Below are 20,281 nucleotides of genomic sequence, written 5' to 3' on the forward strand. Positions count from 1 at the left end.
CCTTAGTATAAGCCGCTTTCGCCAAAACGTTTCGCTAATTTATTGGTACAAAGTACGAGGATGATCCCAACGATCGATTTAAATAATCCGACGGCTGTTGAGTAACTGTAAGCGCCATTGGTGATCCCCATCATATACACATACGTATCAAAAACATCTGCTACTGTTCGGTTCAACTGATTGGTCATCAAGAAAATCTGATCAAACCCAGTAGACAAAATCGACCCGATCCGCATGATCAGCATAATGATGATCGTCGAACGAATCGCAGGCAAAGTGATATGCCACACACGACGAAAACGTCCTGCACCATCCATGATCGCGGCTTCGTATTGTTCCTGATCCACACCTGATAAGGCAGCTAAATAAATAATGGTCCCCCAACCGATCTCTTTCCAAATCGATTGCATCACGATCATGGGGCGGAACCATTGCGGGTCTGAGAGAAAATCGATTTCCACGCCTGTCAACGAAGCGATAAATTGAGTGATCGCTCCATGATCGATGTTGAATAAAATATGCCAAAGACTAACGACGATCGTCCATGAAAGAAAATGCGGTACATAGACGAAGGTTTGAATGGTCCGCTGAAACAGCTTGTTGCGTAATTCATTCAGTAACAGTGCCAAAAAGATTGGTGCTGGAAACGAAAAGAAAATGTTTAAAAAGGCAATTATCAACGTGTTCCACAAGATTCGAAAGAAATCAGGATTATTGAAGAAATCCATAAAATTTTGTGTTCCTACCCATGGGCTATCTGCGATTCCTAAAAAGGGCACATAATCTTTGAAAGCAATGATCAACCCATACATCGGCGCATAACGAAATACTGCAAAATAGATGATCCCGGGAATCGTCAAAATATAGAGCCATTTATTTTGTTTAAAATGGTTGAGAAAACTCCCCCATTGCTCTTTCGTTTTCGGCACTTTTTTTATTGTTGTTTCCATTCATTCTCCTCCTCTAATTCCGCTCCAATCAGTGCTAAACAACAAATCGTATTTAGCCCCCACTGTGACAACACATTGGTCGATACCCACGGCATTTCTTTTATTTTTTTCCACGTTGTCGCTGCTTCAATGGTCGCTTCGATCGGCAATGGAACACCCGATTTGTCATTATCAAGCAATAACTGCCAAGCCCTTTGACTGATTGCTCGATCGTTACGCACTCGCCCAGCAAAGGCCATCATCGTCGACGCAAACATTGGCCAGGCAAAATGAGGTTCCGTCAGTACCTCGTTTGACTCTTCTGCTTTTATTTCAGGACTCAAGCTATAAAACCAGCCAAACTCCCCTAACATCTCTGTCCACTCTGGGTCTTCCAGCACTTGAGCAAGTTCTAACCAAACTTGCGGCGCCCCAAAGGAGATGACCATGTGATAGCCGCCAAAATTCCCTGTTCCCATATAAGATAAGGTTTTGTCTTGTGGATCAAATAACACTGTGGGACCAGACAATAGGCGCTGGGGCATGGCTTTGATGCAGGTGATGCCGGTGCGAATTCTTTCAAGGTACACAGGATCATTCGTCCGTTCCCACTGGGTAAACCAGTTCGAGACTAGCGCAGCCCAATCTGGTCCGATGCGAATCGGTATCCGCTTCGTTTCTCGTTCATAAAACTCGCGCATCGGTGGTAACGCATCAAAAGCATAGGTTTCATTGTCTTTGACTTGTTCCATAATCTCTCCAATGCGTTCATCCGCTGTCAAATAGTAGTAGTAGCGATGGAGACCCGCCATTGAAATTCGAACTTCTTTGGCTTGGCAACCCCAATGAACGACATTATGCCGTGACCCTAATCCTTTGTATTCCCCAGCATGATACTGATCGACTTCTGAAGTATGTCTCGTCATGCTTTCAGCCAGATAGTAGACGCTTGGATCACCAGTCCGTAAGAAATCTAGCCAAAGCCACATGTTAGGGACCAATTCAGTGTTTTGCCAAGCGTACCCACCAAGATCGTAGCGCCATTGGTGTCGAAACTGATCATAGGTATGCATGACATCACCATAGTTCCAATAGCCATACCAACTTCTTTGTTGGACTTCTGCTAAATAGAATTGACGCATCTCAGCCAATTGTTGCTCCAGCAACTGTTTCGTTTTCGTTGATTCGTCTGGTAAACTGATCCTGCCAAAAACCTTTGTCTCTTGATAACGCTCAGGCAATGAAACGATCTGGGCAGGTTCTTGGTTTTCTTGAGCTAAGCCTAGCAACACTTCTTCTGACGGGGCTTCTTCATATAGATCCAACCAACAACGCGTCGTATTTGCTACACCAACTGCCGTCGAACGAATCTCTTCCATTCCTTCGTATCCGCTAAGCATATGATCCCGTTTGGAATAGTGCTGAAAATCCATTGGCTTGGCATTCGGTGACCACTGCCACATCGTGATTTGGGTTTCTTTTTGGGTGATGCCTGTCACCTCGATCGCAGATGGTGCTTTTTCCCAAAATTTCTCCATGCTGCAAGCAACGCCGCCGGTTTCTCCCCCAGCGTAAAAGGTACCTGAATAATGCTCGCCATCCCCAATGGGCAACCAACAGTACCCAGCTTCGGTCTGTTTTTCTAATTCAAATGACCGATGATTGATTTGATTGACCCGAAAATTGTCCCAAATAGCATTTTCCACCGCATGAGACAGCATCGGCTCGTCCGCTGGGGTCAATGAAACGAGCTGTCCACTGGCTTGTTGTTGATAGGGAATGTTTTGCTGATAGTGTCGCCGTGAAAGTAACAATTGTGCCGCTTCATGATACACAGCATCTGCAATAAATTTGACTTGTCGATTCCAATTTTCACCTGTCAACGCATAATCAAATGCTACCCCCATGCCTTCATAAGCAAGTGGTTTGATGATAATGACCGTATGAATGATTTCCAATTTGCTGATTTCGCGAAAGATGCGGAACCGTAAAATAAACTCTTGCACCACTTCTTGATCGATCTCAATGATGCCTGATACTTTGATAACGGCTTTCTCGGAACCATTTTCTTCCAACATCAAGTCCGTTACTTTGGACTGCACCTTTTTGTTTTGGTATTGCAGGATTGCGTGAAGATCTTGCAATTTTTTCTGCCCATTGACCGCTACCCAGTCCAATACATTTTTCCCTTCCCCATGTTTCGGGAAGAAGCCTTTGATCGTACCGTTGTCAAAATAAATACCGTTGTAAGCTTCCCTAGCAATCGCCTGTTTCTTCTGGACACGCTGTTTTCTTTGAAAAAGTAACTGCGTCGTTTCTGCCACCAAACCACTGTGTCCTGTCCATTTCACACTGCCATCTGGCCAGTAAGCCAGTACTTTCGTTTGCAGCGGCTCCTCACCTAGTAAAAACAGTTCCTCACTTAGAACCTCAGGTTGTAAAGCCCCTTTTTCCCATGGATACCCAAAACTCAGCCCACGTTTTCCCTTAGGTTTATTTTTGAGCCATTTCAATGCCATGTTCGATTTCCTCCTCTTCCCTCTCTGCAGGTTGAACTGCATCGTTTTGTTGCTTTAGCTTTTGTTCATTTTCATCAAATAATTTCAAGTAAATCCCCATTGTGCCAATAATCCACATCCCAATACTTAAAAATGGCAGGAGACCGGGGAGAAAAAAGCTGATCGTACTACAAATCCCAAACCAAAGGACGCCTAAAAAGGTGCCAATAGGTTGAAAGAAAAGAAAGCGTAGTGAAGCGCCTAGGTACTTCTTCGTTGGGAGCACATAATATTCGTACATGCTAAGCAATGTATTGATCACAGCGATCGCGACGCATTGGCTAACGATCAATAGGATCAAGCCTGTTTGAGTCAATGCCGCTAAAAATCCTTGCTGGATCACTACCATGGGGCACAAATAAAAGAGAATGATCGGTAAGCCCAAGCGATTCGATCGCCAAAAGTTCCTGCGGTAATACCCAAAGAACGTTTGAAAAAAAGGCGGCGATTCCTGTTTAAGGGTTTTCTTTGCTACGTGGAATCCTGCTTGTACGCTAGGCGCCAGTCCAAAGATGATCCCACCTACTAGCGCACCTATAATAACGGTTACATTTATCAGTAAACAATAAAAGACAAAATCTGCTGCTTGATATGCTTTCTGCCAATTCATCACCGTTCCTCCTCTAAGGAATATACCTTTAAGTCTTTATAGCGGGCCTTCATTGGCGCCATTTGCCGAAATCCGATCGCTCCTTTGGTTAATACGGGACCAAACTGTTCCTCATCAAGGTACCTTAACACCAATAAGTCGTTGATCCAAAAGGAGATCGTTGCACCTACCTTATCGATTCTTAGGTGATAAAACCCTCGGGCATCTGCTACACTCGGAAGTGGATCTGCGCCTTGGGCGACCAGATGAAACCCATGGCTTTTGCGCAAATTACACGTTTCAAACGCCCGTTCCTCCTCATACTTTCTTCGAAAATAAGAAAGGTGGTAAGCATTGATCCCTCCAGAATGATACTCGGGATATGCCCCGGTTCGTTTGGGTACTCCAGAATCGAAGATCGAGCCACCCTTGCGATTGCCTGCTGCAAAAAAGAGCATACATAAGCCTGGTTCAGCCAGTGGTTGAAACTGCCAGGTGATTCGTAGGTCCGCTGGAAATTGTTGAGGCAGCCATAAAACAAAATGTGGTTGTTTGTTTGATTCTTCAGAATACGTATTTGCCAGAATCATCCCGTCTTGGAAAGTAATTTTGGGCTCTCCTTCAGCAATAAAGTGTTGAATATCTGCTACTTGATTCAGCGGATTTTCATAGATCAATTTCGCTAACATTTCTTCTCCTTTTATGCGTATATGAGCTGCTTTTCTCTTTTCATAGTAAACTTGACCTACATTTCTAACAATTGACTTTTTTTGAATTCTTTGATATCAAGCGTTAGATTAGGGTTTTCATTTGCTTGTTTCCATTTTTTCTTTTCTGATTTCTTACTACCTGTCTCGTCTCACTTGACTATTACTCCATTTTATTAGCTGAAAAAAATCATTGAAAAAGAAAAAGGTTGAGAGCAAGATCCACTCAACCTTCTTCGACTGTCGTTATTGTGCTTGATGAAGGGCATTCGTTTCTTCCATCAGCTGCGTGCCTCCTTGATTCTTCCAAAGTTCGATCGCAGCTTCCCATCCCGCTTCATCGATTTGTCCTGCAATAAATTGAACCCGTGCATCACTAATGATCTGATCAAGCTGTGCCCCTTTTGTTACATACGTATCTGTATTATAGGAGGCTGCTGGGTTAAAGACAGCGTGCTCTAAATCAGCTTCCATCAGTGACAATCGTTTTTCATAGCTTTCAGTAGCCGCTTCTGTATCAGGTTTAGCAATATAGTACAGGGTATCTTCCGTTACATTCATCCCAATTTGTGAGTACCCTTTGACCGCATTGGCTAGCGCTTCAGCTTCTGATCCTTCTAGTGCGACGGACATTCCATCCACTACTTCGAAATTGATTCCTTCAATTCCGTTGTTCAGCAATACCTGTGCTTCTTTATCATTTAATTTATCAAGGAACGTCAACACCTCTTTTAGATGTTCCTCTGTCTGGACACTCGACTTAGGAATCGCCAAGAAACCAGAATAGCCATCTGTCGGTAACGCATTCATCGTACCGTTATTATCTTTTAAATTCCCTGTAAAGACGACGAGGTCTTCTTCTCCAGCTTGCAATAATTTATTACTGATTTGTGCTGCTCGTGAATACGTATCAATAATGATCCCACCACGTCCATTGATAAACGGCTCATCCCATTTATCTGCTGCCATAGTTGCAAAATCACGATTGACATAGCCTTGTTCCACCATATCTTTAACAAATTGCATTGATTCTAGGTATTCTGGTTGCATAAAGGATGGCTCTAAAGTGCCGTCTATTTCTTTCCAAGCATTTCCTGCCCCAAACCAAGTAGCTAACACATCGTAAGGACTATTTGAATTGATCGAGCCAGGCCATTGGGGAATAATCAAACCAAACGTATCATTTTCACCATTCCCATCGGGATCGTTCTCAGTAAATGCTTTGGCAACCTCATAGAGATCATCGATCGTTTCTGGTACCTCTAAGTTTAAGTTTTCTAACCAATCTTTTCGGATGATCACCGCCGTCCGCATCGCATCACGTTTCCGATAAATTCCGTACACTTTGCCATTCACAGAAGAATTACGCAAAACATCCTCGTTAGACTGAGAGAGATTAGGATAATCAGCTAAATAGTCGGTCAAATCCCAAAAAGCCCCATTTTCTGCTGACTTGATAAATCCTCCTGATTTTCCTTGAATGACCATCACTTCTGGAATATCATCTGAAGCTAACGTAATATTCATTTTATCCTCGTAGGATGTATTGGGTGCCCAGGTAATATCAATGTTTTTGCCAGTGTAAGCTTCTAATTGCTTCAAAATCTCATTGTCACTTGCAGGTGGTTCAGTTTCAATGTACGGCGATAACATCGAAATCGTATCATAATCTGTTGTGGAACCTGCTTCCTCCTTCCCACATGCCGACAAAAAGGCGACCGATAGTAACCCCAAACCAAGAATCGTACTTAATTTTTTCACTACTTTTCCTCCTTAGATTTTGTTGTTGAGCTCGATTAAATAAACCGCTTTCAATACCAAAAGCATAACGAAAAGCAGGATTTCCAGCAATTGACATTTTTTGTTAATCGTTGATATATGGCTGGGTGAGAATTGTTCGTCTTCAATCAACTTCTATTCTCTTTCATAAAATACCTTTAATCATTTTATTAAAAGTAAATCACTTATAGTTATGGGCATCTATGGTACTTTTATATTATGTAACTCTGATAGTTCTCTATAAGTGAATCTTTTTATCAAAAAACCATAACCTAAAGCATCTATCAAGAAGACGAAAGAAATCCGGAACAAAAATGTTTCATCCTGCTCCGGATTCATTTTAATTTTCTTCTTTATAGCTTCGTACAGTAACAATTTTCAAATCCTTCAACAGCTATTTATTCAAATCATCAATCTAAAACAGTCTTTTATAGAATATTAGATGGCAAGCTTATCTTTTTTTACTTCTTAAGTATTAAGCTTTTGTAACCTTCGTAATTCTCTCCATCGTAAATGACAAACATATTGTTTTTCTGATTTTTTTCATTGCACTTTTTATATTCTATTGTTAGCTTTTTATTGAATATAATTAAGTCTTTAATCGTAAACGACTCCACAGTATTATCCACATGCGGACAAATATGAATGGTATTTTCTTCTGCGATTTTAATTCCACAAATTCCACGTACCACCAAATCGTTAAAGGCGGAATGGTTGTAATCTTTTCCTCGTTCTCTTCCTCCTTTGTTTTTAGGCCATCCCCATGCTTCTAAAATACTCCTTGATAGCCACTCACCAGTATTGGGTTCTATATTTTCATCTAACCAATTAATCTTTTCACCTTCACCTGTTACACGATAAAAGCTATTGGCATAATTCCTAAGTTCTCTCAAAAAATCTTTTGGTTGAATGCTTACACTATTATTCTCCATCTCATAAATCATCGAATTTAATGTTTGAGTTGTTGCAAAAGGCCATGATGGACCATTCCATAAGCATTCATGATGAGTAGATTTTTTATTAAACAAATGATGAGAGCGTTCAGCAGTTGTTGGACCATAATCACCTTTGAAACCATTTGGATCATTTAGGAATTGCCATGCTTTTTGATGTCTCTCATCTGTTAATCCAAAATGCCAAGGGATATAGCCAATTTGTTCTCTTACATTTCTGTCTTTATTAATATCTTTAAAGTCAAAAGAATGTATTTCCTCATCTTTATGACTTTGTGGAATGACTTTAAAGAAGTGAGCATCTTCATCCCATAATAAACTTACTATTTTTTCTTTCAACGCCTCAGCTTTCCTAAAATATTTTTCTGCAAGAAGATATTCTCCTGCCTTTTTTGCAAGTGAGCCAATGACTAAACAATTTCCATACATATAACTATTCAAAGTTGGACGGAGTCCTTTACCACTTATCGACATTTCCATAGCATCTCGATCATCATCTGACCAGAATAATCCATACTTTGTCATATTCGTTGATTCTATGTGCTCATAAAACTTCACAAATTCTTTCAGTAAGGATTGGATAAAGTCGTGATCCTGCCATTGAATCGCATAATCATTGATACTATCTAAAATCCAGGTCGAGTATGAGTAGATATCTCCACTTCCTCTAAACCAAAAATTTATATACTCACGAATTAAACCCCTTCCCTGTTTTAGCCATCGTGCTTCAGCAATATGATGCCCCGCAGCACAGTTGATGGAATTAAACGGACCAGACCATGAAACTTCTGGCAGGAATTCAGTAATAATACGCCCTTCTTGCGTAGTTTTGATGTGTTTTCTAAAGACCCACCATCTAAAATAATAAGCTTCTTCAATTAGTTTATCACTACAATGAAATTCAGGGACATTGTCTTTCATCCATAATAAGACCTCATTGTTGGGAATGTCTTGTACAAATAACTCCTCGTCGTTTTTATTAAATTTTTCTACATACATTTCAACTATATCCCTCATATAGAACCACCTTTATTTTTTCTCTTCTAAATCTTTCTTTCAGTTATATCTTTAGCCCTTGACGGCTCCGCTCATTACACCGCCTATAATATACCTTTGCATTATCAAGTAAAAAATTAGCAATGGTAATATACCAAGTACCATCATAGGGAACATACTTGACCAATCGGTAGAGAACTGTCCAATATTCCGATTCACTTCTTGTAAAATAACGTTTTGTTCTCTAGATTGTAAGAAATAAAGAGGCCCCATAAAATCATTCCAAATAGTTAATGTATTTAGGATGGCAATAGTCATTGTCGTTGGTTTTAGTAAAGGAAAAATGACCTTACGAAAAATCTGGAAAAATGTGGCGCCATCCATCCTTGCAGATTCCTCCAATTCGGTTGGAATCGTATCAGCAAAACTATGAAACATCAAAGTAGCAAAAGGAATATTCACAGCGATATTGATTAAAATGACCGCTAATAATGTGTTCATTAAATTCAAGTTTTGTACTATTTTGTATAGTCCCATTATAGACATTTGATAAGGAAACATCATTCCAGCTAAAATAATCAAAAAAATTCGGCTATAAATTTTTTTTTGAGACATTCGATTTAGAACGTATCCGGCCATTGATGATACTACAACTAATCCTATTACTGATAACGAAGTAATAATCAATGTATTTTTAAAAGCATTTAAGTAGTTCATTTTTTGGAAAGCCTCTATATAAGGCGACAATGACCAGCTTTGAGGTAAAGACATGGGATTTGCCGCTGCTTCAGGAGCTGATTTAAATGTTGTTACGATTAAGTAATAAATTGGTACTAAAACAATAAATGAAACTAAACTCAATACTAAAAACTTGATACAAACGATCCAATCATTTTGTTTCATGCTAACGTTCTCTCCCATCTTCTAAATATTGTCATCACAATTGAAGTCAAAATCATCGTTACTACCAAAAAGACCATCCCAAAAGCTGCAGCATAAGCATAGTTTCCTTCCGAGAATTTTGAGAACATCAGAGATAAAATCGTTTCAGTAGAATAGCCAGGTCCGCCCTTTGTTAAAGAGAAAACAATATCAAAAACCTTCAATCCTGAAATCATCCCAGTGATCAAATTAATTTTAAGACTAGGTGCTAAATTGGGTAGCGTGATTTTGAAGAACTTTTGCATTGAATTTGCTCCATCAAGATCTGCAGCCTCATACAATTCAGTTGGAATATTTTGGATGTTAGCAATATAAATGACCATCGACCATCCAAACCATTGCCATACTTGTGTACCTATGATTGACGCCAATGCAAATCTTGGATCCCCTAAAAAGTTCACTGAATTAAGACCGAGCAAATTGAGAAACTCATTCAATAATCCAAAATCTTGGCTAGACAAAATAAAACTAAAAAGATACCCTACAACTAAAGTACTCAATACAGCTGGCGTAAAAAAAATCGTTCGAAAAATATTCCTTCCTGGAATTTTTGAACATAGTAATACGGCTATCGGCAAGGAAATAACGTTCTGTAAGATTACGGTACAAATTGCGTAAACAAGTGAATTCTGAATACCAATTAATATTTGTTTATCTGAAAAAACAGCTAAATAATTTTTCAATCCTACTAAGTTCACACTTGGCGAATAGTTATTCCAATCTGAAAAAGAAAAGTAAGCCGTATATAATAAAGGGGCGATAAAGAAGGTTGTAAAAATGATTATCACCGGCAATAGCATAAATGTGCTAGCAATTTGATCTTTTCTAGTCATAAATGTTCTCCCTTTCTAAAATAATTACTGGTATCATCCAATGAAGGATAGACACCAGTAAAAGAAACGTACGTATCAGTCAAATCATTCCTTATAACGAATTTCATCTGCTTTTTTATCCAAATTTTCAAGAAATTCCTCAGTTGTCACTTGATTAGATACTAGATTTTGAATCTGTTTTTTCCACTCTGTCAAAAATGTCTCAGCCGGCATATTCACGCCCCAGCGATCCCAAGCACAAGCAACACGACCGTTATCTAACTCATTTTGTACTAAAGCATATGCCTCGGGAGTATCAACATTTACTTCTTTTCTATAACTAAAACCTCCTGGATTTGCATCAACCCATGTTTGTTGAACCTCTAAGCTTGCAAATGCGGCAAGCACTTTTTTAGCCTCAGTCTCATTTTTCGTGTTTTTATTCACTCCCAATGAAACTGCTGGCCCCCCAATCAAATAATTATCGCCCTCTGTATCACCTAAATGAGAAAACATTCCTACATCCATTCCCGCTTCTTCCAAATTTGCATAATTCCATGGTCCACCGTTCATCATTGCAATTTCACCATTGATAAACATATTCATATTTTGATCACCAGATATACCAAGCATTTTTTCATTCATATACCCGTCGTCTATAATTCGCCTCCACTTATCAACTGCATCATTCATAACTCCTGCCATCTTAGTTTTACCGTAAGCAAATTGTTCATCGAAGTCTTTATTTGCTTCATCTCGATAAAACGAATTTTCTAAGTAACCAATAAGCGAATGATTCCCAGAATCTGAATCAGATAATCCAAATCCGATAGGCGCTATTCCAAGAGTAGATAATTTCTCGCATACTTGTAAAAATTCATCATATGTTTTTGGTACCTCAATGCCATTCGTCTCAAAAATTTCCTTATTGTACCAAATTCCAGAAAACCAACCATAAGAAGGAATCCCATAAATTTTCCCATCTTCAGATGTTGCTAGTGCAAAACCATTCTCATTGAAGTCTTGAATAAATGCTTCATTGGAAATATCTAGTAAATTTTCTGATTTGATTCGTGATGGAAAAGATGCACCATCTGTAATAATATCTGGTCCTTCTCCAGAAGATAACTGTGTACTCAACACGTTATTGTACTGTTGCAACGGAACAAAAGAGTATTCAACAGTCAATTCATCTCCTAACTCTTTATTCACAGCTTCAATTACCGGTTCCATTTCATTCTCGCTATACCATCCCATCATGGAAATAGTCTTTGAATCACTATCATTCGTTTGATTCCCATTACTAGCTCCGCAAGCTGCCAATATAATGCCAACAAGTAATGCAAAAATGCTTAGAAATACTTTCTTTTTACTCATATGATTCCCTCCTTGCTATTTGTATTACCAGAATAACGAACTTTGAAAACGGTAACAACATTAAAAAGAAGCGAAAAACATGAAAAATCTACGATTGAAGCTTTTCATCAAGTATAATAAATGAAAACGCTATATATCAAATTAGACGTAGTGAGGAGGAAGTAATATGTTTACCATCTTAGTCGTTGATGATAACAAAATAGAACGAACGGGTATCATTCAAATTCTCAGAAAAGAAAAGTATCCGTTCCAAATTTTCGAAGCGAAAAATGGCCAAGTAGCTCTCGATCTATTTAAGAAAGAAAAAATTGATATTTTGTTTACTGACCTAAAAATGCCTAAAATGGATGGTATAGAGTTAATTACACGAGCTCTGCAAATTCAACCACAACTACTTTCAATAATTTACAGTGCACATAGTGATTTTTCTTATGCTCAAAATGCTTTGCGTTTAGGGGTCGTACAGTACCTTTTAAAACCTATGAGCTTAGAACAATTTAAAACTGTATTTGATGAAGTACTTAAAATTGGTTTATCTCGTGAAATAAATCGACTGTTACTTACTATTGAAAAAAAACAAGTGAATACTGAGGAAGATCACAATGTAAGTAGCCTATTAAATCTTTCTGGCTTTAAACAAATGAAACTTACCCATAACCCTGACGAAGTGAATCTAGTAAAAGACTCAATCATTATAGACAGAGAGGCCACTACGATTTACTTAGAAAATTATTTAGAGCTCCTTTTTTCAAAACCAACTAGCATTCAATCACCTATTACCGATACCTACTGTGAAGTTTACGGTCAATTAATCTCTCATTCCTTTATGGAAAACTATTTATCATTAAAGATTGAATTAGAAAAAAACCTCTTTTTTAATATAAAATCTCGTAATCTATCAAATCGCTCTGAACACGAAGAATTTCCAATCATTGAGATTTTAAATTTACTCTACCTTGCTGTATTAGATTATGATGAAGACAAAATTACCTATTACCTGAAACAACTCAAGAAATCAGCACTTTCTCAGCGACAAGTAACTGTGAAAGATCTAAAACAAATATTAACTGACTATTTAAAGAAGCACTTTGAATATACGATTAATACCCTGGCTCAACCATTTTTAAATGGAGAAGACACCTTATCAACATTTGAAGACTTTGAAGTTTTAGTCTATACAGCGAATGAAACAAAAAAAAACAACACTTCAAATAATTTCTTGGTAAATCGAATCTATGAGCTTATCCAGTCAAATATCTCAAATAGTGACTTATCCGTCGGATGGCTAGCACTCATCCTTGAAAAAACTCCCAATTATTTAAGTGCAGTGTTTAAAAAGGAAACTGGAGGAAATATTAATAATGTCATTGGTGACATACGAAATTCATTAGCTCAGTCCTTGCTAAAAAATTCAAGCATTAAAATTAGTGAAACATCTAAACGCTGTGGTTTCGAAGATTCTTCGTATTTCATACAGTTTTTCAAAAAAAAGAATGGGGTTACTCCACTTCAATATAGGAAGAACGGTGTAAACAATGAATAACCAAAGTTACTCACAGAAGTTAAAACAAATCGTTACTTTAGCTATTTTGATTCCTACATTACTTTTCTATTTGATCATGATCTTCACTATTTTTTTCATATCACAACGAGAGCTTAAAAGTAGCTTTGAACGCTCTACTCAACAGACTGCATCAAGTATTAATGCTCATATCAAAGATGCCGAAAATGCTATTAACTTTCTAGCCACTAATCCAGACGTAATTTCGTTACTGACTGAGCTTTCAAACGCACAGGAAGATCCGTCGGAAGTAATTATTGATACACAAAATGTTGGCTTTTATGTCTACAACTCTCTTTTATCAAATAACATCATTAGTAAGATAGATATTAATATTTTACAGCCCATTGACGACTACTATACCTCCTACTTAAAAGAACGCTCCACTCTCCTTGGATACTACACAACTATTGAAAATAAAAGTACCCCCCAGTGGATTTTTACGGAGGATAAAATCATTTTAGTAAAAGCCATAGTAAGTCCCAATCTTTACGACGTTTTAGGGGAGTTGCAAATGGAGATTAAAAGTGACGTTCTTTTCAATGATTCTGGTGTTTTCAATGATCAATTTGCTTACTACTTATTTGACGATAATAACCAAATAGTAACTTTTCAAAACATTGCAAATGCAAAAAAAAGCCCTGTATCTCAAGTTAAGCTTGAGAATAATTGGTCCTTAGCAATATTTGAAGCAAATGGTCTTACAAGCTTACAGACAATTATTATTGCGATAGTTTTGATATCTGCTCTTTTTTTTCTACTATTATTTATAATTATAAGATTAATGATAGTTAAATTTTCCAAGCATTATACTGATAGATTTGATTATCTTTACGAACAAACAAGTTATTTATCATCCGAAAGTAAACTGATCCCACCTGCGTTAGATGGTGATGATGAACTGTCCAAGTTAAGTCATCGTTTCGTGGATATGCAAGATGAAATCAGTCAATTATTATCTGATATAAAAAAGAAAGAAAAGGAAAAAAGTTACCTGAAAATTAGACTTTTACAGGAAAAAATGGATCCTCACTTTCTTTACAACATTCTCTCTACTATAAATTGGATTGCTATTGAGGCAAAACAAGAAAAAATCGTCAAAATTATTTCTGATTTGACTCTATTTTACCGAACTGCTCTGAATAATGGAGAACAATTGACTAGCTTAGAAAATGAGTTAAAAAATGCCTCAGCTTATATTCATCTTATTGAGATATTATCTGATCGACAAATTGATCTTGACGTCTCCCTTTCAGAACCATTGCTAGATGAAACTGTTCCCACTTTTATTTTGCAGCCAATTTTAGAAAATAGTATTAAATATGGAATTGATGAGCTTGAAGTTGATTTTGCAACAATTTCTATCAATATTTGGAGTGAAGATGACTTTCCTTTAGTTATCGAAGTTGTTAATCAATCTTCGTTCCATCCTCATACTGACATTCTTGACCCATCTAACTTTGGGTTTGCATTACACTCAATTCAACAAAGGATGAAGCATCTATTTCATGAAGGTTCGTATGTGGAAGTTAGATTTTCCGAACAACATACAAAGACCTGTCTTTATTTCCGTAAAACAAATCACACATAAACTCTATCCTAATTTGATCAAGCAAACCATTCATTTAGTGAACAAACTTTACCAGGTTTTTATCCAGAAAACTTTGGATAAAGTTTGTTTTTTTACTCAAATACACAGTTTTCTATCTAAAATCCAACGCTATATAAACAAAAATCTGCTTTATATTTCTTACTATCCGAATGCGACCCTCTATAAGTTCCTCTACTAGTACACAGAATAAAGATATTCTACGTTCAAAAATATTTGAGTTTCTCTACTACCGCTCATACACATCATTTTGATCCAAGGTTGGCGCTAACGCAGTGACGATCGTTTCCACCATCTTTAAGTTTTCGACCCCTGCAATCTTGCCGAACTCGTCGGCATGGATGGAAAGATTTTTCATTGTTAGATTGCGGATCGGTTCTGCTTGGCTGGCCTCGATGAAGAAAGCACGCACGCTTTGTTGTCCTATTTTGGTAGCTTGCACGTTTTCAATAGTAATGTCGCAGACCTTTGCTGGACCTACTGGAATAGCAGGTTGTGCCATCAATTTGTGCCAATAGTCGGGAATCTCTTCCGCATAATCAGCTGGCAGTTCTGGATAACTATAATCTGGGTACCAATTTGTTTGTAAGAGAAAAGGAAAGCCAACATCCTTCATCGTTAAATCCGAAGCAGTGACCTTGCGTATAAATCCACCTCGATTGTTGGCGGATTTGATCCGAAACCCTGCACCAGTTTGCTCAAAGACGACTTTTTGGATTTTGATCTCTTCGATCCCACCTGAAGTTTCACTGCCAATGGCAATTCCTGAACCGTACCCTAACTGACAGTCTTTGATCGTGATTTTCCGACAGCTTCTTTGCTGGGCTAAGGCTTCTGCCCCACGTCCCGCCTTGATCGAGATATTGTCATCGTTGCAGGAAATGTAGGCATTTTGAATGGTGACTTCTTCACAGGAATCAATATCGATGCCATCAGTACTAGGCCCTTTTCCATTGTCTATCGTGATGCCGTCGATCAATATGTGGTGAGAATACGTGATTTGTGTATTCCAAAAACCCGACTGTACCGACGAAATATCTTTGATGGTTACTTGCTGACTTTCATAAACAAGGATATTTCGTGGACGCTTGCAATCATAATCTGCTGCCCAGCGTAAGCCTTTCTTTGCATAATCCGCCATCATCCCGCTGGCTTCATCTGTTCCCCAAAACGTTTGCCACCATGTTTCTCCACGACCATCAAGTTTCCCTTTTCCCGAGATCATGACATTTTCTGCGTGAAAAACATTGATCATCGCTGCAGGCCACTTCATATTGATCCCTGCGACCCGATTATCTACTTCGGGATAATCGGCCAGTTCTTGACTACCATACAGAATCGTATCCTCTGAGACAATCAAGTGCACATTGCTTTTTAAAAACAACGCGCCGATTTGATAGGCGCCGGGTGGTGTAATCACTGTTCCCTGCACAGTTGATGCTTGGTCAATTTCTCGTTGCAATAATTGCGTGATGTCTTCCATTCTTGCTTACCTCCTACGCTTTTGTTTTACGCTACAAATAGGTTTATCGATATCCATGACTTTTAAAAATTTGCGCATCGCCAACCTTTTTTCATCTATCATTTATTTGGATAGAACTAAGTGCTTCTTACTGGCGCTGTCCATCAAGTAAAGCGTTCCTCTTGGCACATCTCGTTGTCTTTTCCCATGTGCTTTCTGGCGTCCTTTTTTCCTACATTCTTTACTATAGTCCCCTTAGCGGCAAAAGAAAGTCCTTTTTGATTTCTGAGGATCGTCTTTTTTTGTAACGTCCTTTCTTGTTAGAAAAATGCGCCTTTTTGTCTACAAAAGCAAAAAGGCGCAACCTGTCAAGGAAGGAAATAAGGTGCTTAACTAACTGTTTCTCATTGGGAAAACCAACGCAGATCATTTCCAAAAGCTTGTTCTACGTGCGTTTCTTTTGCCCCACCATGGATAGTTCGACTGTTTCTTGGCAACTTATTGCGTCACTTATGGCCGCTCGATCAATGATCGCTGCCTCTTTAAAGCTGACCTCCTGACACTGTTCAAAAATCATTTTCTTTTGCCCTTTAGCTGATTCAAAGGCAACTGACTCAAAAGTAACGCGTTGGATCGGTGAAACCTGCTGTGTTTGTTCATCGACAAACCCTTTTAGCTCGACCAAAGGGTTCTGCCCTACGATACGGGTATTCTTGACCAAAATATCCGAAATGATCGGTAACTGTTGTGCTGCCTGACCATCGGCATTGTAAGCAACAGGATGAGCCATGAAACGATCCAACAGGCAATCGGTGATCGTCACTTGACGAATATAGCCACCACGATCATTCTGCGCTTTCAATTCTAGTCCATAAAGCGTATTGGTCAGTTGACAATCTCGAAAAGCGATATTTTCAACACCACCAGATTGCTCACTACCAATCGCGATGCCATGTCCCCCTCGAATAGTCAAATCAAACAGCCGAATATTTTTCGCTGGTCTATTGATCTGATTTCCTTCTGGATTTTTGCCAGATTTGATTGCGATACAATCATCGCCCGTATCAAAAACGGTGTCAAAAATCAGCAAATTTTGCGAAGAATCTGGGTCCCAACCATCGCCATTGTCGATGCCTTTGGACTGAATAGTCACCCCATGGGTCACAACGGTGTCACAGTAAATCATATGAACAGTCCAGCATGGTGGATCAATCAACGTCAGCTCTGTCAAATGGATGTTTTTGGCCTGCATCATACAGATCAAACGTCCCCTTACTCGTCTTCCAGGTTTTCCATCAGAAACATATTCTGGATACTGTTCACGGTCTGCATAAGGGTTTCGCATCGCTAGTCCTAATGGATTCCCGCCACCAATGATCGTTCCTTTGCCACAAAGACGGACATTTTCACAAACGATACGCCCTCGATCGCCCCGATCGATATACCCAATGTTGATCAATGAACGAAAACAAAACAATTCCCAGCCTTCATAACGGCTTAATGGCAACCCCTCTTGATTCACGCTTCCTAAATAATCGTGAGGGGCAACCCGATACGTTTCTATGTCGAGGCTTGCTTGCAATGTGCCATCTACCTGAAAAATCATATTGCTTTTTAGCTCCAACGCACCGGAAAGGATCACCGCCCCTGTTGGGATCCAGACTGTGCCGTTGCTAGGACAATCGTTGATCGCTTGCTGGAGAATGGCGGTACTATCTTCTTTGCCTTCGCTATCAGCATGGTATGGTGCTTGCGTAACATCTAACACAACACTTTTTTTCTTTGTACGAAAGGTCGTCGTGACTGCGGTATTTGTAAGCAGACATCCCTGAAGATCGAGGCAGATGATCGTTACTTGATACGTTTGATCGGCAGATAAGTTTGTCAACGTCCAATGCGTCTTGTTTGTTGGTCTGGTTTGGATCAAATCGTTGTCTAAAAACAATTGATAACCAAAAATAGCTTGAGCGTGCAGCGGCTTCTCCCAAATAAGGGTCGCTTGATGAGCGCCGATCGTGCTTGGTACGACATGAAAATCAATTACTTGAAATGGTTCCATCGGTTTGTCCTTTCTTCAACGAATTCATTCAATAGAAAAAAGATATTCCAAAACAGCGAATATCTTTTTCCATACTTATTTAAGACCAGTCGTGCTGATGCCTTCAACAATGTATTTTTGGAAAATAAAGAAGATGATCAACACAGGCAGCAAGGAGACCACAGACATCGCGAACATGGCTCCCCAATTGGAGGTGCTGCTAGCATCCAGGAACTGCTTCAAGGCAATCGATACCGTGTAGTTTTGCGGACGTGTGAGGTACAGCATCGGTCCGATCAGTTCTTCCCATTTCCAATAGAAAGAGAAGATCGCAGCGTTTGCCAAGGAAGGCTTCATCAACGGTAGAATCACGCGGAAGAAAATACCGACCCGTCCACAGCCGTCCATTTTTGCTGCTTCATCTAAATCTGTCGGGATCGCAGAGACGAATTGGACCATCATGAAAATAAAGAAGGCTTGTCCGAAGTATGAAGGAACGGTCACTGGACGAATCGAGTTAAGCCAGCCTAATTGATTAAACCAAAGATACTGAGGCACCATGATGATCTCTTGCGGTAGCATCATCGTGACCAAGATACAAGCAAACCAAAAGCCTTTTCCTTTGAAAGGAATCCGACCAAATCCATAAGAAATGACAGCCGAAGAACAGACCGCCCCTACCATTGAAATCAACGCGATTTGCAATGAGTTGAAAATATAGCGAATGAAGGGAATCCCTGCGATCCCTTCAAACCCCTTGGTAAAGTTTTCTAACGTCCAGCTGCGGGGGATCAACTCCGTTGCCGTTCGAAAAATGTCACTACTAGGTTTAAAGGCACTAAACAGCAGCCAGAAAATCGGATAAAGCATCAGTAATGCAGCAACTAAGATCACGGCATCAAAGAAATAATTTTGTTTTTGTTCACGCATCAATCAAACCTCCTCGTTTTCTTTAAACACCCAAAATTTCGATGTTGCGAACAACAGAATCGTAATCAACCCAACGATGACCAGTAAAATCCACGCTAAGGCTGAAGCATAGCCCATTTTGAAATCGGTAAAGGCTCGTTGATACATGTACAAGGAATAGACTAACGTGCCGTTACGGGGTGAACCCGTCCCATTCGAAATGATAAACGCAGGTGTAAACGTCAAAAAGGCCATGATCGTTTGATAGATCAGATTGAAAAAGATGATTGGCGTCAGGACTGGGACCGTGATATTGAAAAACTGTCTGATTTTTCCTGCCCCATCAATTTCCGCCGCTTCGTAATAATCTTTCGGAATATTTTTCAAACCGGATAAGAAAATCAACATCGACGAGCCAAATTGCCACGCTGCTAATAAAATCAAGGTCATCAACGCTAAGCCAGGACTTTTAAAGAAGTAGATCGGGTCTAAGCCGATCGCCGCTAGCACGCCATTGATCAACCCTGAATCGCCAAAAAGATTCCGCCACATGATCGATACCGCCACGCTCCCACCTAAAATCGAAGGGATATAAAATAATACCCGATAAGCGCCGCTTAATTTCGATGGGCGGTTGATCAGCATCGCCACTGCTAATGCGACGATCAGCCGTAAAGGGACTGCCAACACAACATATTTCAGCGTAACAGTCAGTGACTGAACAAACTTGGGATCATTCGTAAAAATCGTTATAAAGTTATTCCAGCCAACAAATTGCGCCTCTGTCAATAGATCATAGTCATGAAAAGACATAAAAAGAGAAATCCCCATCGGGACGATTATAAAAGCAAAAAAGCCAATGATGAAGGGTGAGATAAATAAGTAGCCTGTAACCATATTCTGTTTTGATTCTGGTAATCGATTAAACCAGCTTTTGAGTTTCCCAGGTTCTTTGGCCGTGGGTGATTTTGATTGTAGTTCCATAATTTTCACTTCCTACCTCCTATAGTTGATTACGCTTACAAGTTGATTTTAACGAAGTACTTCTTAAGAATGAATA

At 39.2% G+C, this 20,281-nt stretch carries 15 protein-coding genes; 2 read left to right on the forward strand and 13 right to left on the reverse strand.

All coding sequences use genetic code 11. From position 1 onward, the window contains the following. Window positions 1-2: 2 nt before the first annotated feature. The 9 genes from IGJ26_RS12750 to IGJ26_RS12790 form a co-directional block, all read right to left on the reverse strand. A complete protein-coding gene (locus IGJ26_RS12750; RefSeq protein ID WP_430599678.1) occupies window positions 3-950 on the reverse strand; it encodes an ABC transporter permease in 948 nt (315 codons plus the stop codon). After that, window positions 935-3,448: a hypothetical protein gene (locus IGJ26_RS12755; RefSeq protein ID WP_430599679.1), complete on the reverse strand. Its 2,514-nt coding sequence runs from the start codon at window positions 3,446-3,448 to the stop codon at window positions 935-937. Before IGJ26_RS12755 ends, IGJ26_RS12750 begins: the two co-directional genes overlap by 16 nt. Continuing rightward, a complete protein-coding gene (locus IGJ26_RS12760) occupies window positions 3,423-4,097 on the reverse strand; it encodes a YesL family protein (protein WP_016608833.1) in 675 nt (224 codons plus the stop codon). The genes IGJ26_RS12755 and IGJ26_RS12760 overlap by 26 nt, the downstream gene beginning before the upstream one ends. Then, window positions 4,097-4,765 carry a DUF1961 family protein gene (locus tag IGJ26_RS12765; protein ID WP_430599680.1) on the reverse strand — a complete coding sequence of 223 codons (669 nt, stop codon included), beginning with the start codon at window positions 4,763-4,765 and terminating at the stop codon, window positions 4,097-4,099. The genes IGJ26_RS12760 and IGJ26_RS12765 overlap by 1 nt, the downstream gene beginning before the upstream one ends. Window positions 4,766-5,029: 264 nt before the next feature. After that, the gene (locus tag IGJ26_RS12770) at window positions 5,030-6,544 is read right to left on the reverse strand and encodes an extracellular solute-binding protein (RefSeq protein ID WP_429961487.1); all 1,515 of its coding nucleotides are present in this window, start codon (window positions 6,542-6,544) and stop codon (window positions 5,030-5,032) included. A 479-nt stretch (window positions 6,545-7,023) separates the two neighbouring features. Continuing rightward, window positions 7,024-8,532: an MGH1-like glycoside hydrolase domain-containing protein gene (locus IGJ26_RS12775; protein ID WP_430599681.1), complete on the reverse strand. Its 1,509-nt coding sequence runs from the start codon at window positions 8,530-8,532 to the stop codon at window positions 7,024-7,026. A 51-nt stretch (window positions 8,533-8,583) separates the two neighbouring features. Beyond that, the gene (locus IGJ26_RS12780; RefSeq protein ID WP_430599682.1) at window positions 8,584-9,414 is read right to left on the reverse strand and encodes a carbohydrate ABC transporter permease; all 831 of its coding nucleotides are present in this window, start codon (window positions 9,412-9,414) and stop codon (window positions 8,584-8,586) included. Beyond that, window positions 9,411-10,286, reverse strand: coding sequence for a carbohydrate ABC transporter permease (locus IGJ26_RS12785; RefSeq protein ID WP_373192551.1), 876 nt, complete (start codon window positions 10,284-10,286; stop codon window positions 9,411-9,413). Before IGJ26_RS12785 ends, IGJ26_RS12780 begins: the two co-directional genes overlap by 4 nt. Window positions 10,287-10,370: 84 nt before the next feature. Continuing rightward, on the reverse strand, window positions 10,371-11,642 hold the full coding sequence (locus IGJ26_RS12790; protein ID WP_430599683.1) for an ABC transporter substrate-binding protein: 1,272 nt from the start codon (window positions 11,640-11,642) through the stop codon (window positions 10,371-10,373). A 166-nt stretch (window positions 11,643-11,808) separates the two neighbouring features. Between IGJ26_RS12790 and IGJ26_RS12795 the strand changes: the two genes are divergently transcribed. Both IGJ26_RS12795 and IGJ26_RS12800 read left to right on the forward strand, forming a co-directional pair. Next, window positions 11,809-13,185 carry a response regulator transcription factor gene (locus IGJ26_RS12795; protein WP_430599684.1) on the forward strand — a complete coding sequence of 459 codons (1,377 nt, stop codon included), beginning with the start codon at window positions 11,809-11,811 and terminating at the stop codon, window positions 13,183-13,185. Further along, window positions 13,178-14,794: a sensor histidine kinase gene (locus tag IGJ26_RS12800; protein WP_430599685.1), complete on the forward strand. Its 1,617-nt coding sequence runs from the start codon at window positions 13,178-13,180 to the stop codon at window positions 14,792-14,794. The genes IGJ26_RS12795 and IGJ26_RS12800 overlap by 8 nt, the downstream gene beginning before the upstream one ends. 247 nt (window positions 14,795-15,041) lie before the next feature. Here the strand turns inward: IGJ26_RS12800 and IGJ26_RS12805 are convergent, their stop codons facing one another. From IGJ26_RS12805 to IGJ26_RS12820, 4 genes are all read right to left on the reverse strand, one after another. Beyond that, window positions 15,042-16,295, reverse strand: a complete 1,254-nt coding sequence (locus IGJ26_RS12805) for a glycoside hydrolase family 28 protein (protein ID WP_086316500.1) — start codon at window positions 16,293-16,295, stop codon at window positions 15,042-15,044. A gap of 424 nt (window positions 16,296-16,719) precedes the next feature. Further along, window positions 16,720-18,333, reverse strand: coding sequence for a glycosyl hydrolase family 28 protein (locus tag IGJ26_RS12810; RefSeq protein ID WP_086316501.1), 1,614 nt, complete (start codon window positions 18,331-18,333; stop codon window positions 16,720-16,722). 75 nt (window positions 18,334-18,408) lie between these two features. Further along, window positions 18,409-19,242, reverse strand: coding sequence for a carbohydrate ABC transporter permease (locus tag IGJ26_RS12815; RefSeq protein WP_005234188.1), 834 nt, complete (start codon window positions 19,240-19,242; stop codon window positions 18,409-18,411). Between the two features lie 3 nt (window positions 19,243-19,245). Then, window positions 19,246-20,205, reverse strand: coding sequence for a carbohydrate ABC transporter permease (locus IGJ26_RS12820; RefSeq protein WP_016621592.1), 960 nt, complete (start codon window positions 20,203-20,205; stop codon window positions 19,246-19,248). Window positions 20,206-20,281: the final 76 nt, after the last annotated feature.

The sequence above is a fragment of the Enterococcus sp. AZ095a genome (assembly GCF_050546735.1).
Taxonomy (GTDB): domain Bacteria; phylum Bacillota; class Bacilli; order Lactobacillales; family Enterococcaceae; genus Enterococcus_D; species Enterococcus_D entomosocium.